10 protein-coding genes, 1 tRNA gene and 1 pseudogene are annotated in these 12027 nt (G+C 70.0%); 7 read left to right on the forward strand and 5 right to left on the reverse strand.

The features are described 5' to 3' along the window. Window positions 1–195: 195 nt before the first annotated feature. The 3 genes and pseudogenes from ACZ69M_RS42145 to ACZ69M_RS42155 form a co-directional block, all read left to right on the forward strand. Window positions 196–348: pseudogene (locus tag ACZ69M_RS42145) on the forward strand (RidA family protein); the annotation flags it as partial. A 112-nt stretch (window positions 349–460) separates the two neighbouring features. After that, on the forward strand, window positions 461–994 hold the full coding sequence (locus ACZ69M_RS42150) for a TetR/AcrR family transcriptional regulator (RefSeq protein WP_470058475.1): 534 nt from the start codon (window positions 461–463) through the stop codon (window positions 992–994). Between the two features lie 95 nt (window positions 995–1089). Next, on the forward strand, window positions 1090–2535 hold the full coding sequence (locus ACZ69M_RS42155; protein WP_470058477.1) for an MFS transporter: 1446 nt from the start codon (window positions 1090–1092) through the stop codon (window positions 2533–2535). Window positions 2536–2794: 259 nt separating this feature from the next. On the opposite strand, the gene ACZ69M_RS42160 is transcribed toward ACZ69M_RS42155, so the two are convergent. Then, on the reverse strand, window positions 2795–3148 hold the full coding sequence (locus tag ACZ69M_RS42160) for a hypothetical protein (RefSeq protein ID WP_470058479.1): 354 nt from the start codon (window positions 3146–3148) through the stop codon (window positions 2795–2797). A gap of 131 nt (window positions 3149–3279) precedes the next feature. Between ACZ69M_RS42160 and ACZ69M_RS42165 the strand changes: the two genes are divergently transcribed. Continuing rightward, window positions 3280–3807, forward strand: a complete 528-nt coding sequence (locus tag ACZ69M_RS42165; RefSeq protein ID WP_470058481.1) for a hypothetical protein — start codon at window positions 3280–3282, stop codon at window positions 3805–3807. Between the two features lie 188 nt (window positions 3808–3995). Then, on the forward strand, window positions 3996–4205 hold the full coding sequence (locus ACZ69M_RS42170) for a hypothetical protein (protein WP_470058483.1): 210 nt from the start codon (window positions 3996–3998) through the stop codon (window positions 4203–4205). A gap of 580 nt (window positions 4206–4785) precedes the next feature. Here the strand turns inward: ACZ69M_RS42170 and ACZ69M_RS42175 are convergent. Both ACZ69M_RS42175 and ACZ69M_RS42180 read right to left on the reverse strand, forming a co-directional pair. Then, window positions 4786–4858: transfer RNA gene (locus tag ACZ69M_RS42175), tRNA-Arg, on the reverse strand. Window positions 4859–4927: 69 nt separating this feature from the next. Then, window positions 4928–5677 (reverse strand): TetR/AcrR family transcriptional regulator, encoded by a 750-nt coding sequence (locus tag ACZ69M_RS42180; RefSeq protein WP_470058484.1) that lies wholly within the window; start codon window positions 5675–5677, stop codon window positions 4928–4930. Between the two features lie 174 nt (window positions 5678–5851). Between ACZ69M_RS42180 and ACZ69M_RS42185 the strand changes: the two genes are divergently transcribed. After that, entirely contained in the window at window positions 5852–7438 is a 1587-nt protein-coding gene (locus ACZ69M_RS42185; protein ID WP_470058485.1) for an MFS transporter, read from the forward strand. 162 nt (window positions 7439–7600) lie between these two features. On the opposite strand, the gene ACZ69M_RS42190 is transcribed toward ACZ69M_RS42185, so the two are convergent. Together ACZ69M_RS42190 and ACZ69M_RS42195 are read right to left on the reverse strand one after the other, a co-directional pair. After that, window positions 7601–9523 carry an IclR family transcriptional regulator domain-containing protein gene (locus ACZ69M_RS42190; RefSeq protein ID WP_470058487.1) on the reverse strand — a complete coding sequence of 641 codons (1923 nt, stop codon included), beginning with the start codon at window positions 9521–9523 and terminating at the stop codon, window positions 7601–7603. A 139-nt stretch (window positions 9524–9662) separates the two neighbouring features. Next, window positions 9663–10937, reverse strand: coding sequence for a M6 family metalloprotease domain-containing protein (locus tag ACZ69M_RS42195; RefSeq protein ID WP_470058686.1), 1275 nt, complete (start codon window positions 10935–10937; stop codon window positions 9663–9665). Window positions 10938–11313: 376 nt separating this feature from the next. On the opposite strand from ACZ69M_RS42195, the gene ACZ69M_RS42200 reads away from it, so the two are divergent. After that, a complete protein-coding gene (locus tag ACZ69M_RS42200) occupies window positions 11314–11958 on the forward strand; it encodes a TetR/AcrR family transcriptional regulator (RefSeq protein ID WP_352044264.1) in 645 nt (214 codons plus the stop codon). Window positions 11959–12027 lie beyond the last annotated feature (69 nt).

Here is a 12027-nt window from a genome sequence, read left to right on the forward strand (position 1 = left end):
ACGAGACGGCAGAGAGGACCGGATCGACATGCTCGATCCGGTCCTCGACGAACACCACCGGACACCGAGCCGACACAGCCGACATGGCCGAATCCGAACCCTGTTACGCCCCCGGCTCCTTCGGGGCGAACCGGGCGGCCGCACCGAGCAGTCCGCCAACGACCAGTGGCGCACTTTCGTGCCTCGGCATCGCCACCACCAGAGATGCCCCTGCTCCTGGAGGGAATCTCCCGGGCAGCCGCGAAGCTGGGGGTCACCCCGGTGCCGCCGACCACGCTGATCGGCGTCGCGGCACTGGACATCCCCGAGCATCTCGTCGAGATCGAAGCCATCGCAGTCCTCGACTGAGCATGTACAGACACTGCATTCCGATGCCCGGCAGCTGACCCAGCGGTGCGAGTGAGCGGCGAGGTTGACACGCCTCAGATGCGAGTGGTTAATTACTTACATGGAATCCAGGATGCGTCAGCGTTCCACCGCCGAGGAGCGCCGGGCCACGGTCATGCGTACGGCGATCAAGGCATTCGCCGAGCGCGGGTACTACGGGACCTCGACGATGGACGTGGCCAAGGCCGCCGGCATCTCGCAGGGCTACCTGTACCGGCTCTTCAAGGACAAGCAGACGCTGTTCGCCACCCTGGTCGACTACTGCTCCGACCGCCTCCGGGAGGGCGCCGCGGCAGCGGCCGCATCGGTGCAGAGCACCGACCCGGACGCGGTCCTCGGGGCGCTGACGGCCTCGTACGGCGAGGTCATCGCCGACCGGGACGTACTCATGATCCTCAAGCACGCGGAGTGCAGCGCGAGTGAGCCGGTCATCGGCGAGGCGGTGCGCACCTGCTACGCCAAGCAGGTCGAGTACGTCCGCGCCGTCTCCGGCGCCTCGGACGAGCAGATCCGCCGCTACTTCGCCGACGGCCTGCTCAGCAACGTCATGATGGCGATCGACGCCACCTCCGTCGACGCCCCCTGGGTGCGCACGCTGCGCGCCTAGCAGACTCACGCCCACGGGCCGCTCTCACGCGGCCCTTTTCTTTCACCCATTATGTAAGCGGTCAACCGCTTACTAAAGAGAGGCTGTGTCTCCCCATGTCGTCTCCCTCCCCGCGGCGCGGAACCGGGCTGCTGCTGGCCCTACTGGCGTTCGCCCAGTTCATCAGCGCCATCGACTACAACATCGTCTACGTCGCCCTTCCGGAGATCGGCCGCGAGGTCGGCTTCGACGCCCAGAACCTCCAGTGGGTCGTCAGCGGCTACGCCGTAGCCTTCGGCGGCTTCCTGCTGCTGGGCGGCCGGGCCGCCGACCTCCTCGGCCACCGCCGTATGTTCGTCACCGCCCTCTCCCTGTACGGCCTGGCCTCCCTGGCCGGCGGACTCGCCGGCGACCCAGGACTGCTGGTGGCCGCCCGTGCCGTCCAGGGCCTCGGCGGTGCGCTCCTGCTGCCCGCCACGCTCTCCCTGATCGCCAACACCTTCACTGAGGGCGCCCAGCGCAACCGGGCCCTCGCCATCTGGGGCGGCGCCGGAGCCGTCGGTCTCGCGCTCGGCTCCCTGCTGGGCGGCATCCTGACCAACTACCTCGGCTGGGAAGCCGTCTTCTACGTCAACGTCCCCCTCGCCCTGGGCGCCGCCGCGGCCGCCTTCGCCATCATCCCCGCCGACGCTCCCCGCGAAGGTCGCCGCAGCTTCGACCTGACCGGCGCGCTGACCGCCACCATCGGCTTCACCGCCCTCGTCTTCGGCGTCGTACAGGGCCCCGAAGCCGGCTGGGGCTCCGCCGAGACCCTCATCGCCCTGCTCGGCGGCGCGCTGTTCATCGGACTGTTCCTGCTCATCGAGGCCCGCACCGCCCACCCGTTGATGCCGCTGCGCCTGTTCCGCAACCGCAGCCTGGTCGCCGCGATGGGCATCACCTTCGTCTTCATGGGCACCTTCGGCGCCCAGTACTACTTCTTCACCGTCTACCTGCAGAACGTCCGCGGCTACGGCGCCCTGGCCACCGGTCTGGCCTTCATCCCCGCCGCGCTGGTCGGCATGGCCGGCACCAAGCTGAGCGAGAAACTGCTCGGCAAGGTCGGCCCCCGCACCACGATCATCACCGGACTGCTCGTCGGCGGCGCAGGCATGGCCGTCCTCGCCGCGGCCATGTCCCCCACCGGCGGCTACCCGATCCTGCTGCCCGGCGTGATCCTGCTCAGCCTGGGCCAGGGCATCGCCTGGACCGCGATGTTCGTCGCGGCCACTAACGGCGTCGACGCCCGCCACCAGGGCATCGCCTCCGCGATGGCCTCCACCACCCAGCAGATCGGCTCCGCCGTGGGCCTGGCGATCCTGGTCGCCATCGCCAACGCGGGCGTCCACACCACCACGGGCCCGGACCTCGTCCCCGGCCTGCGCACCGCAGGATTCACCGCCGCCGCCCTCACCCTCCTCGGCGTCGCCATCGCCCTCACCCTGCGCCGCCCCGCCCCTACCGTGTCGGCCCCCGCCGCCACCAGCACAACCCAGCCAACGGAATCCAACATCTCCGCCTGAGCCGAAGACGGCGCCGATCACCCCGCCCACCGCGGACTCTCGGTGACGTCCGACAACCGGCCACGATCAGCCCCGGCCTCAGGGCCGGGGCGCGCCGCACCCGACTCAATGTTCCTCAACCCCCGGGCCGGGCTATGGGGCTGCTCACCCCACGGGCGAATACTGCAACCCTCGAATACCTGCACTTCGCCAGTGGCATGTCGACACGGTCGACACGGAGATCGTGGCGATCGCGGGCTCCCCGACCCGCCCCACCTACCTAGTCGTCCGGCTTCCGGACGGCACCCTCGCCCAGACAGCGCAGTTGGATAGTAGGCAGCGCGCCGCCGTAGGCCGGGCACTCGCCGCAGGCGTCCGCGAGGCGCTGCCCGGCGGTGGCCACCGGGTGGTCACGCCGCTGCTCGCCGAGATCGAGGTGGGCACCACCCGGCACCGCACCGTGCGGTTCGTTCGTCTCAGCGAGGACCTGGGTCCGGCCGAGCCGGGGCCGTCCAGGTGAACAGGGCGGTGTCGCCAGCGACGTAGTGCCTTGCGCTACGTGCTCGTTCGCGTGCCTCCTGTCGCGGACCGCGAAGATCAGCGCCAGCGTGGCCACCACGGCGGCGGCGACCATGATCACCTCTGCCGGGCGCCGACTGCGTCCGCGATCGGCGGTATGCCGTGCCCCACCCCCGGCCTCGCGACTCGCCTCCCCGCCGACGCGGTGCTTGCATGGAGGTAGGCCATGTTCCGGAGGTGAAGCCCATGGGCGCCTACGTCAAAGACAACGCGAGCTGCACATCCGAGATCCTCTTCATGGGAACGACAGGACTCCGCCCCTGGAGCCTCTCGACGCCCCCGCCGTCGGATTGCGACACGGAGATGTTCATCGACGTCATCGGACCCACCGCGTTCCACACGACCGACTTCGAGAACGTCACCCTCACCCTTGAGATCCTCAGCCCGAGCGGGGCGATGTTCGTCCGAGACCCGAGGCTGGGGTCCGTGCTATGGGGCGTGCCGAAGGCGGATGGCACATGGGACGAGTCCATCGTCCCCAGCCCGCCCACGTCCGTGCTGAGGCTCCGGGTCCCTCAGAAGACCAGGATCGTCTCGACGAATCCGAACGACGGCCTGTCGTTCTGGCTCGACATCTCGGGGCTGCCCAGCGGAGCAACACTGTCCTTCCACGCCGCCGCCACCGCCGATCGAGTTCTGGCCACCACAGCGAGCTGCCCGATAGAGATGAAGGACTTGGCAGTCGGCGAGACGATTAAGGGCCGGTTCGGCTAGGGCACCCGTCACCCCTCGTCGCCGCGCCGGCGCCGGCACACTCAGACACGGCCGTGATCGGCAAAAAGGCTGCTGCGACTAGCCGCCGACGAGCGCGCCCGTCGGCGCTTCGGCCCCGACGCCGTGGTACCCGCCGCTTGCGCCGCGCGCCAGGATGACGCAGAGGTCCGCACGATGGAGCCCAGTACGTGGCACGGCTCAGGTTCGCGGCCGACGGTCCGTCCGTGGAAAGGGAGTGGTCCGTCATCGGCACAGCTTGGGACCGGCACACCGAGTGGGTCGGTCTCTACAGCAAGAGCCCGGCCGTGGTCACCCAGTTCCTTGAGCAGACGGACGGCCAAGAACAGGTCCACCGCACGTGGACAGCTCACGGTGAGACCACGATCAAGAACGCGTGACCCCGCGGTTAGCCGGTCACCGCACAAGGCGCCCCCGCGCCAGTGAAGCGATCAGCCGGACTGGCCGTTTCCTCATGGGGCCATTTCGGCTTCAGCTGTCCCCGTTGTTTCAGTCGTCACCGAGCACCCATCGTGGCGCCGACAGTTCCCCCCAGACGCGCTTCCTATCTGGGCCGAGCCCGACCACGGCAGCGCCCAACCGCTGCAACCCCGAGGTCGGTGCACCAGGAAGCGCGGCGAGTGCTTCGTGCGCACGCAGTGCGGACCCGAGGCGCGGGACGCCGGGCGGGTGTGCGCCAGGGTGATCGAAGCGGTGAGCGCCGCTTTCGCCAGCGGATTCCCCAGATGCGCGAGCCAGGTGCTTCCGCCCCGCTCAACATCGCCCAGAGAGCAGTTCGCCGGGGCTGGCAATTCCCCCTAGATCATGATGAAGCTACAAAAAGCAACCATTAGGTGATCGACGAAGGGTTACCGCTCGTTACTCATCGTGCCGTTCCCATCAGGTTCCCATCTAGGACAAAAGCACCCCTCTGTGAACCTCGCCGAGGGGTGCTATGTCCAATTATCCAGCACTTTGTTGTGCCCCCGGCAGGATTCGAACCTGCGACACCCGCTTTAGGAGAGCGGTGCTCTATCCCCTGAGCTACGAAGGCGGGGGGATCTCGGTGAGACCCGGCGACTAGCGTAGCGGATTCGGTGGGGTGGGGGTTTCTGGCGTTCGGTCAGTGGGTGATTCGGGTTTCCAGGCCGTCCAGGACGCGGTCGAGGCCGTACTGGAAGTTCTCGTCGCGGGCGGTGCGGGGATCCTTGCCGCGTTGTTCGGCGTAGCCCTCGCGGAGGTGGGGGTAGGACTCGACGGCCTGTTCGGCGGTGGGCCAGAGGCTTTCCACGTACTGCTGTTCGGTGTGGCCGCTACGGGCGAGGACGTTGAGGTAGGCGGCCTCGCTGGTGGCCATGCCGGTGACGTAGGCGACGAGGGTCGAGGCGGCCTGGTCGGCTTCGGTGGCGGGCAGGCCCGCGCGGGTGAAGAGGGCGAGCAGGAACTCGGCCAGGCGCATCGCGTTCGGGCCGAGGTACGACATGCCCATCTCGCCGAGGACCGAGGCGATCCACGGGTGGCGCAGCATCGTCGTGCGCAGGCTCTGGGCGCAGCGGGTCGCGTCCGTGCGCCAGGTCGCGGGGTCGGTGGACAGGGGGATCTCGATTTCGCCGTAGATCTCGTCGATGGCCAGCTCGATGAGCTCGTCCTTGTTGGCCACGTGCCGGTAGAGCGAGGTGGCTCCGGCGCCGAGGCGGGTGCCGAGCTTGCGCATGCTCAGGGCGTCGATGCCGTCGGAGTCGAGCAGGCGTAGCGCCTCGGCGACGATCTGGTCCCGGCTCAGCGCCGGCTGTTCGCGACCGGCCCGGGGGCGGGTCCACACCGACTGGACGGGCGTCGGCGGCCCGGCTTCTGCCTGCTCCTGGGGGGACATGCGGCTTCCTCTCTCCCGGTCCGGCCACCGTAGCGCACGGCATGCGCAGGGTGCGTACGGGTGGCTATCGATTCGTACGGCGTTCTCTCTTGCGTACAGTGTGCGCAAGGTCGTACGGTGTTCCACAGAGCGCACGGTGTGTGCGACTCAGCCCGTCGTTCGAGAGGTAATGAGATGGACCGTCATCCGCGTCGCTGGCTCATCCTGATCGTGTTGTGCCTCAGCACCCTGGTGCTGGTCGTCGACAACATGGTTCTCACCGTGGCGATCCCGACGATCGCCGAGGACCTGAAGGCCAGCGCCCAGGACCTCCAGTGGATCCTCGACTCGTACATGCTGGTCTTCGCCGGGCTGCTGCTGACCGCGGGCAGCCTCTCCGACAAGTTCGGGCGGCGGAAGGTGATGGTCATCGGGCTCGCGCTCTTCGGGGCGGCCTCGGTGGTGGCCATGGAGGCCGCCACGCCCGGGGCGCTGATCCTGGGGCGGGTGCTGATGGGCGTCGGGGGCGCATTGATCATGCCCAGCACGCTGTCGATCCTGATCACCGTCTTCGACGACGCCGAGCGGCCCAAGGCCATCGCCGCCTGGAGCGCCGTCGCCATGGTCGGGCTCGTCGGTGGTCCGGTCGTCGGCGGCGCGCTGCTGGCCCACTTCTGGTGGGGGGTCGTCTTCCTCCTCAACATCCCCATCGCCGGTCTCGCGATCATCGCCGCGCTGGTCCTCATGCCCGAGTCCAAGGGGCCCTGGCGCAAGGCCGACCCCATCGGCATGGTGCTGTCGATGGCCGGCATGACCGCGCTCATCTGGACGATCATCGAGTTCCCCAAGGGCGGGCTGGGTCAGCAGGGCACGCAGCTCTCGCTCGGCGTCGCCGTACTCGGGCTGGTCGGGTTCGGGGTGTGGGAGAGCCGCTGCTCCTCGCCGATGATCCCGGTCTCGCTCTACCGCAACCGTGTCTTCACCGGCGCCAGCTTCTCCCTCGTGCTGCTGACCCTGGCCCAGGGCGGCCTGATGCTGGTGCTGACCCAGTACCTGCAGTTCGTCCTCGGCTACTCCGCCACCCAGACCGGTCTCGCCTTCACCCCGCTGGCCCTCGCGACCCTCGCCTTCAACAGCGTCGGCGCCGCCCTGCTGCCGAAGACCGGCAACCGCGCCATGGCGGTCTTCGGACTCCTCGTCATCGCCTCCGGGTTCGGGCTGCTGTCCACGCTGAACCCGGAGAGTGGGTGGGGAGTGCTCGCCGGTGCCATGTGCCTCATGGGCGCCGGTGGCGGGCTGACGATGCCCGCGGCGATGGCGGCCATGATGGGCGCGATCCCGGACGAGCACGCCGGTGTGGGCTCCGCGCTCAACGACACCGTCCAGCAGGCCGGCGCCGCGCTCGGTGTCGCCGTCCTCGGCGCGGTCCTCTCCAGCACCTTCACCGGCCACATGCCCGCCGCCGCCCCGGCCGCCGCCCGCCACTCGGTCGGCGACGCCCTCGCCGTCGCCGCCCGCACCGGTGACAAGTCCCTCCTCACCTCCGCCCACGACGCCTTCACCAGCGCGATGTCGGCGAGCTTCCTGGCGGGCGGGGCGGGAGTCCTGGTCGCGGCCGTCCTCGCCGTCTTCCTGATGCGCGACGGCAGGCCCGTCGGAGCCTCGGCCTCGGACCAGGGGGCGACAGAGGTCGAATCGGAGGAGGGTGTGGCGGACGCGGGTGTGTCGGGCCAGGGGGTGTCGGAGGTCGTGTCGGCCGGGGGCGCGGAGGTCAGGCACTGACGTCCAGGGGGCCAGGGGGCACCCCCCCGCCTGCTCCGCCCGTGTCCGGACCACGTTGCCGTGGCCCGGACACGGGCGTTCACGTGTTCAAACGGTCGTCAGAGGTCGTCAGAGGCCGTCAGAGATCGTCAGAAGTCGCCAGAAGGGGTATGTGTCGGCGCGTCACGTCCGCGGTACCCGGCGGAACCGTCCCGCCACCCACAGGTCCTCCTGGATCCGTCCCACCGTGGCCCGCAACTCCGGCAGCACCTCGGCGACGCACTCCTCGGGCGTACGGCGGCTGCTGTGCATCGCGACATTGACGGCGGCCACGACCCGCCCGCCGCGTTCGCGCACCGGCACCGCGACCGAGCGCAGCCCCACCTCCAACTCCTCGTCGACCAGGGCGTATCCCTCTTCCCGTACGCGGTCCAGGACGGCTTTCAGCTGATCGGGGTCCGTGATCGTGCGGGGGGTCAACGGGAGCAGTTCGGTGAGCGGGGGCTCGGGCAGGTCCGCCAGCATCGCCCGGCCCAGCGCGGTGGGGTACGCGGGCAGACGGGTGCCGATGGTGATGTGGACGCTCATGACGCGGCTGGTGGAGACGCGGCCCGTGTACCGGATCTCGTCGCCGGCAAGGACCGCCAGCGACACCGAGTCGTGCAGCCGCTGGGAGAGTTCGGTGAGGTGCGGGGTGGCGATCTCGGCGAGCGAGGTCCGTGACAGGGGAGGGAAGCCGAGGCCCAGCACGCGGGGGGTGAGGCGGAAGACCCGGTCGTGCGCGGTGACGTATCCGAGGTGTTCCAGGGTGATCAGGGCGCGGCGGGCGGTCGCCCGGGCGAGTCCGGTGGCCTGGGCGACCTCGGTGAGGTTCAGTTCGGCGCGGCCCTCGCCGAAGGCGGTGATGACGGTGAGGCCCCGGGCCAGCGACTCGATGAACTCCCGGCCCAGTTCCTGCTTGGAGGCGCCGGTCCAGACGGCGAGGCCGGAGGGGGCGGCGAGCTTCCTGGCGGGCGGGGCGGATTCGGCGTGCCGTGCCTCGCGCAGTTCCCGTTCCATCGCGGCGACGGCGTCCCGTAGCCGGGGCAGCAGGGTGTCGCGCAGATCGGCCGCGGTGTGCCGGCTGGTGTGGCTGACCACGCTCACCACACAGGCGATGCGGCCCGCCTCCCGTACGGGCATGGACAGGGCGACCAGGCCCGGTTCGATCAACTGGTCGTCCAGTGCCCAGCCGGCCTCGCGCGCCTCGGCCGTACGCTGCTCGAAGTCGTCGCCGAGGGTGGGAAGTCGACGTGTGCTTCGGCCGGCGCCCGGCTCCTCCGGCCTGTCCGCCGCGAGGCTTCGGCCGACGGTGAGGTCCTTGGCGACGGTGAGGTCCTTGGCGACGGTGAGGTCCTTGGCGTCGGTGAGGTCTTTGCCGTTCGTGCGGTTCGCGCGGTTCGCGCCGGTCCTGTCCTTCCTGTCCTTCCCGTCCTTCTCGTCGTTCCGGTCGTCCTCGCCGTACTCGATCGGCCGGCTCCGTGCCGGGACCGCCGGAAAGCCCCGGTCCTCCGGGTCGGCCGCGCGCCGCTCGCGCCACCGCGCCCACTCCCGATCGCCCCACTCGGTGGCGAACAGCGGGCCGGGCGCGGTGCGTTCGGCGGGCAGCAGGTCGCCGATGCGGAAGCTCAGCGACATGGCGCGGCGCCGGGTCGCCTGGTGGATGAAGCGGATGCCGTCCTGGTCGCCGACCGCGAGTGAGACGGACTCGTCGAGTTCGTCGGCGAGGGCGTCGGCGTGCGCGTCGAGGAGGCGGGGCAGGCGCAGGGCGGCCAGGTAGGCGTTGCCGAGTTCCATCAGACGGGGGGCCAGGACGGCGTCGCGGCCGTCGAGGCGTACGTACCCCCGGCGCGCCAGGGTCGCGGTGATCCGGTCGACGGTGGAGCGCGCGAGCCCGGTGGACCGCTCCAGACCGCTGAGGCTGGACACTCCGTCGGCGTCGGTCAGCCGTCGCAGTACGGCGATACCGCGGATGAGGGGGGTGACGGCCTCGGCGGGCACCGCGGCCTCGGCGCCTGCGGCGCTGCTGGTGCCGGTCCCGGGGGCCGGTGCGACGTTCGATGGCATGGGCTCTCCGATGCGGATCTCTGAAGAGACGCAGTCGCGGATCTCCGAAGAGACTCAGGACAGACACCGTAGCCCTTGCACGGCCAGGTCAGCAGGTCGGAGGCCGGGAGGGGCGGGGGAGCGGCCGGTCAGCGGTTGGTCAGCGGCGGGTGACGGACACCCGGTAGTCACCGTTCGGATCCGACCCCGTGACGGCGATCGTGATGCCGGTCTTGGGGTCCTTGAAGGACTCGCCCGGGGTGAAGGGGGCGTCGGAGAGTTCCGCGTGGACGTTGGGGCTGCGGGTGCAGCCGCCGCTGTGGCGCTTGGAGTCGTAGACGGTGATGGGGCCGTTTCCGGTGTCCACGCCCGCGTCGACCTTGTAGATGAGGATGCCGGGGCGGCAGACGGCGGAGTCGTTGCCGTCGTGGGTGCGCAGTTCGAAGGCGTACCCCGTCTTGGTGCTGGTGGGTACGAAGACCAGCTTCTCGCCGCCGGGCCGGGACAGCGGGGTGAGGGTGTACTCCGTCGTCCCGGGCGACGCGGCGCATTTGACCTGCGACTCGTCGAGCCAGCCCAGCTTCCACTTGTGCCAGCCGAGGAAGTCGTTGTCGGCACCCCAGTCCTCGCTCATGATGTCCCAGTGGCCGACCGCGCCTCCGCCCTCCGGGGTGTAGAGGTCGGGCAGGCCGAAGGTGTGGCCGTTCTCGTGGGGGAGTACCCGGTAGCCGGTCTCGGCGTAGGAGCCGGAGCCGTCGTCCTGGCGGCTGTAGACGAAGGACGCGTTGGAGACGGGGACGCCGTCGGCTATGGGTGCCTCGGTGTTGCCGGCGAAGGTGACGGACAGGACGGTGTCCAGGGCGGAGGGCCCGGCGTTCGGCGTCACCAGCACGTTCAGGAGGTCGTACGAGCGGAAGTCCACCTCGGGGTCGGCCGTGGCCACTATGTCCTGGACCAGATCGCGGTAGCCGGGGTCGAAGGGGGCGCCGCGTTCTATGCCGTACGCCTTGAAGGGCTTGGGCATGCGGAGCCAGTGGTTGATGGGGGTCTCGGGGCGGTAGTCGAGGCGACCGTAGGAACTGGTGCGAAACCAGTTCTGGGTCTGCGGGAAGAACTCGGCGAGCCGGTCGAGTGCGCTGCCCGGGCCGGGCGCGTCGGAGAAGTCGACCATCAGGGTGAGGGCTCGGACGATGCCGGTGGAGCGGGCGTATCCGGGTTGGGTCGGTATGCCCTCGCCCATCTGTACGCCCGTCGCGCCGGTGATCATGCAGGGGGCGAGCGCCGTGGAGCGGGCCAGCGCGATGGAGCCCGCCGTCGTGGAGCCCGCCGGGAGGTGACCGGTGCCGGCGGAGGTGCTGACCGTCAGCGTCAGAAGGGTCACCGTGGCGAGGGCGGTCACGCGGCGCGAGCGTATCCGGCGGGTGGTGGGCTGCATCGTCTGCATGCAGGGGCCCTTCGCTCACGGCAGCCACCCGGTCACCGGCTGCACCCTGTGCGATCACCCTGTGACGGGCGATGCGGGGGCGCGCGCTGGAAGAGCCCGAACGTGGGTTTCTTGCCGGGGGAGGGGTGACAGGAGCCGCGTCTGAGGTTTGACCACGGGCCGCGCCCCACCCCACCCCCAACGCCGGCCCGTCCCCCACCCCCCGCCCCACACCCCCGCCACCCAGTGACGCAGGTCACATCAGATCTCTGGGAATGCGGGAAATAACCGGGGACCGTTTCCCCGTTTAGCCATGTGTCCGAGTGAAACGGGGACGGATTCCCCGGATCGCGCCACAGTCTTCCTACCTACGTCTGAGGAGTACGCCGTGGAGACCGCCACCCCCGTGAAGCGTCGTGTGCCCCGGCCCCGCGCCGATGCCCTGCGCAACCGGGAGCGGATCGTCGCCGCCGCGCGTGAGATGTTCGTCGAGTTCGGCCCCGACGTGCCGTTCGACGAGATCGCCCGCCGCGCCGGTGTCGGCAACGCCACGGTGTACCGCAACTTCCCGGACCGCGACGCGCTCGCGCGGGAGGTCGTCTGCTCGGTCATGGACCGCACGTCGGAGTGGATCGAGTCGGCTCTTGTGGAGGGCGGCGACGCCTTCCAGGCGCTGAGCGACTTCGTGCACTTCGCGGCGGACGAGCGGATCGGCGCCCTGTGCCCCATGCTCTCCGAAGCTTTCGACCAGCACCACCCGGATCTGTTCGCCGCACGCGAGCGGACCACGGAGATGGTCGACGCGCTGATGAGACGCGCCCGCGAGGCCGGACAGTTGCGTCCCGACGTCGAGTCAGGTGACCTCCTGGTCGCCGTCAGCCAGCTCACCCGGCCGCTGCCCGGCACCGCGTGCGAGGGCATCGACCGTTTCGTGCACCGTCATCTGCAGCTGTTCCTGGACGGTCTGCGGGCACCGGCCCGCTCCGTACTGCCCGGAGTGGCGGCCACCGTGGAGGATCTGCGAACAGCCTGACCAGCCAGCAGCCAGCCCGACCGATGAGATCGGCGCACAGCGCCAGTCCTTAGTCCGACAAGCTTCCGG

This window comes from Streptomyces sp. NPDC107454, from assembly GCF_055582885.1.

Coding starts and splice junctions, on each gene's coding strand:
- ACZ69M_RS42150 (WP_470058475.1), top strand. CDS start 461: ATGCGTCAGCGTTCCACCGCCGAGGAGCGCCGGGCCACGGTCATGCGT.
- ACZ69M_RS42155 (WP_470058477.1), top strand. CDS start 1,090: ATGTCGTCTCCCTCCCCGCGGCGCGGAACCGGGCTGCTGCTGGCCCTA.
- ACZ69M_RS42160 (WP_470058479.1), bottom strand. CDS start 3,148: ATGGTCGCCGCCGCCGTGGTGGCCACGCTGGCGCTGATCTTCGCGGTC.
- ACZ69M_RS42165 (WP_470058481.1), top strand. CDS start 3,280: ATGGGCGCCTACGTCAAAGACAACGCGAGCTGCACATCCGAGATCCTC.
- ACZ69M_RS42180 (WP_470058484.1), bottom strand. CDS start 5,677: ATGTCCCCCCAGGAGCAGGCAGAAGCCGGGCCGCCGACGCCCGTCCAG.
- ACZ69M_RS42185 (WP_470058485.1), top strand. CDS start 5,852: ATGGACCGTCATCCGCGTCGCTGGCTCATCCTGATCGTGTTGTGCCTC.
- ACZ69M_RS42190 (WP_470058487.1), bottom strand. CDS start 9,523: ATGCCATCGAACGTCGCACCGGCCCCCGGGACCGGCACCAGCAGCGCC.
- ACZ69M_RS42195 (WP_470058686.1), bottom strand. CDS start 10,937: ATGCAGCCCACCACCCGCCGGATACGCTCGCGCCGCGTGACCGCCCTC.